Origin of the sequence: Roseicyclus sp., assembly GCF_052168335.1 — a bacterium.
Classification (GTDB): domain Bacteria; phylum Pseudomonadota; class Alphaproteobacteria; order Rhodobacterales; family Rhodobacteraceae; genus Roseibacterium.
The window spans coordinates 1-2,586 of record NZ_JBQLZP010000508.1; the positions used below are offsets into that span (position 1 = coordinate 1).

At 68.4% G+C, this 2,586-nt stretch carries 3 protein-coding genes; 1 reads left to right on the forward strand and 2 read right to left on the reverse strand.

Annotated elements, in window-relative coordinates:
* Positions 1-283: DUF4260 domain-containing protein (locus tag ACTS11_RS15520; RefSeq protein ID WP_442641203.1), on the forward strand; the 283-nt coding region annotated here is incomplete at its 5' end.
* A 3-nt stretch (positions 284-286) separates the two neighbouring features.
* On the opposite strand, the gene ACTS11_RS15525 is transcribed toward ACTS11_RS15520, so the two are convergent.
* Both ACTS11_RS15525 and ACTS11_RS15530 read right to left on the reverse strand, forming a co-directional pair.
* Positions 287-1,357: an ABC transporter ATP-binding protein gene (locus ACTS11_RS15525; protein ID WP_442641204.1), complete on the reverse strand. Its 1,071-nt coding sequence runs from the start codon at positions 1,355-1,357 to the stop codon at positions 287-289.
* A gap of 16 nt (positions 1,358-1,373) precedes the next feature.
* Positions 1,374-2,435 (reverse strand): carbohydrate ABC transporter permease, encoded by a 1,062-nt coding sequence (locus tag ACTS11_RS15530; RefSeq protein WP_442641205.1) that lies wholly within the window; start codon positions 2,433-2,435, stop codon positions 1,374-1,376.
* Between the last annotated feature and the right edge of the window lie 151 nt (positions 2,436-2,586).

A 2,586-nucleotide genomic window follows, 5' to 3' on the forward strand; every position in this document is an offset into this window, starting at 1 on the left:
GGTCCTGCCGTGGTGGGCCGCGCTCCTGGTCTTCTTCGCGCCGGACCTGAGCTTCGCGGGCTACGCGCTCGGCCCGCGGATCGGGGCGCTCCTCTACAACGCGGTCCACATCTACGGCTTCGGCGCGGCGTTCCTCGCGCTCGGCGTGGTCCTGTCGGCGCCGCTGCCTTCCGCCCTCGGCGCGCTCTGGCTCGCGCATTCGGGCTTCGACCGGATGCTGGGCTACGGGCTGAAGGCGCCGGAGAGTTTCAACGAGACCCATCTCGGCCGGATCGGCCGCTGAGCCTCACATCCGGAGCGTGCGGCCCGTCCCCGTGTCGAAGAGGTGGATCGCGCCCTCGACCGTCAGCGTGACGCTGTCGCCCGGCCGCACGCGGGTCTGGCCCGGATTGTGGACGGTGACGGGCGTGCCGTCGCGGAACTTCCCGTAGAGGTAGCTGTCCGAGCCGAGCTGCTCGACCGAGCCGATCTCGGCATGGAGCGCGCCGTCGGCGTCGGGGTGGAGGTCGTTCGGGCGGAGGCCCAGCGTCACCATCTGCCCTGCCCGCTGCGCGAAGCCCCGTTCGGGCAGGGTCACGGCATCCCCGGTCTCGAGCATCAGGTGCGTCCGGTCCTCGCCCACGGTTCCCCTGAGGAAGTTCATCCGGGGGGAGCCGATGAAGCCCGCGACGAAGAGGTTCTCGGGCGCGTTGAAGAGGTCCAGGGGGCGGCCGAACTGTTCCAGCTCGCCCAGCCGCAGGACCGCGATCTTGTCGGCCATCGTCATCGCCTCGACCTGGTCGTGGGTGACGTAGATCATGGTGTTCCCCAGCCGCCGGTGCAGCGTGGAGATCTCGCCCCGCATGTCCACGCGCAGCTCCGCGTCGAGGTTCGAGAGCGGCTCGTCGAAGAGGAACACGCGCGGCTCGCGCACCACGGCGCGGCCGATGGCGACGCGCTGGCGCTGCCCGCCCGAGAGGTCCTTGGGCCGCCGGTCGAGGAGCGGGTCGATCTGCAGCATCTTCGCGACCTCGGCCACCTTGGTGGTGATCTCCGCGCGCGGCGTGTTGATGTTCTCCAGCCCGAAGGAGAGGTTCTGGCGCACCGTCATGTGCGGGTAGAGCGCGTAGGACTGGAACACCATGGCGAGGCCCCGGTCGGCGGCCGGGACCGTGTTGACCACCTCGCCGCCGATGGCGATCTCGCCGCCCGAGATCTCCTCGAGCCCCGCGATCATCCGCAGGAGCGTGGACTTGCCGCAGCCCGAGGGGCCGACGAAGACGCAGAACTCGCCGTGCTCCACCGTCAGGTCCACGCCCTTGATCACCTCGGCCGCGCCATAGGCCTTGCGTACGTCGCGGAGCTCGAGCCTCGCCATCACCTGTCCCCCGTCGTCATTTGCCGCCCGTCGATGCGATGCCGGTGGCGATGTATTTCTGCAGGAACATGAAGACGCAGGCGATCGGAAGGAGCGTCAGCACCGTCATGGCCAGAAGCGAGGACCAGTTGGTCAGGAGCTCGCCCTGGAAGGAGTTGAGCGCGAGCTGGAGCGTGAAGTTCTCGGACTGCGTCAGAACGATGAGCGGCCAGAGGAAGTCGTTCCAGCGCCACATGATGGCGAGGATCGCGAGAACCGCGATGGCCGGCGCCGAGAGCGGCAGGATGATCCGCCAGTAGATCTTCCACTCCGACGCCTTGTCCATGCGCGCGGCGTCGAGGATCTCGTCGGGGATGGTCAGCATGTACTGGCGCAGGAGGAACACCCCCGTGGGCGTAGCCGCGCCGGGGATGATGACGCCCCAGAGCGAGTTGAACATGCCCATCTCGGTCACGATCAGGAAGAGCGGCACCAGAACCACGGTCTGCGGGATCATCAGCGTCGAGATCACGAGGAGGAGCACCGTCGTCCGCCCCCGGAAGCGGTATTTCGACAGGGCAAAGGCCGCCATCGAGTTCACCAGCAGCATGATCGCCGTGGACATGAGCGTGATGAAGGTCGAGTTCCAGAAGTAGCGCATGAAGGTGAAGCGCTCGAAGAGCCCGGTGTAGTTCTCGGTGGCCAGGCGCACGCTCTGCACCGGCTCGCGCTCCTCGATGCGGACGGTGATGCGCTCGCCGGGATTGGCGGGATCGACCATCTGCGCCTGGAGGCCGACACGGCGGATCTGCGCCAGCACCATCCCCTCGTGCTCGCCGCCGGTCATGCGGAAGAGGGGCAGGGGCTCGTCGTAGCCCTCCACCTGCATCGTCGTCTGCTGCCAGGGCAGGAAGGTCGGCGGATAGCGCTGGAGGTCGGCCTCGGTCTTGAAGGAGGACATGACCAGCCAGACCACGGGGCCGAACATCAGGAAGATGCCGAAGGCGAGATAGGCGTAGGAGGCCCAGTCGGTCCAGTGGAGCCGCGTGCCCCCGTTGGCGCGCCCGCGCGTGCGGGTGAGGAAGGCGACGGCGCTCATGGGCGGGCTCCGTAGGGCGGGACTTGTCCCGCCGTCCGGTGGCGGGACAAGTCCCGCCCTACGCCGTCAAGGGACTTTGCGACTTGCCTGGACCGCCTCCGGGGCTCCGCCCGTTCGCTCACCGGAACGTCCGCCGGACGTTCCGGTGAGC

Excerpts from the sequence above, each read along its gene's own strand:
- ACTS11_RS15530 (WP_442641205.1), bottom strand. The coding sequence starts at position 2,435 with ATGAGCGCCGTCGCCTTCCTCACCCGCACGCGCGGGCGCGCCAACGGG.
- ACTS11_RS15525 (WP_442641204.1), bottom strand. The coding sequence starts at position 1,357 with ATGGCGAGGCTCGAGCTCCGCGACGTACGCAAGGCCTATGGCGCGGCC.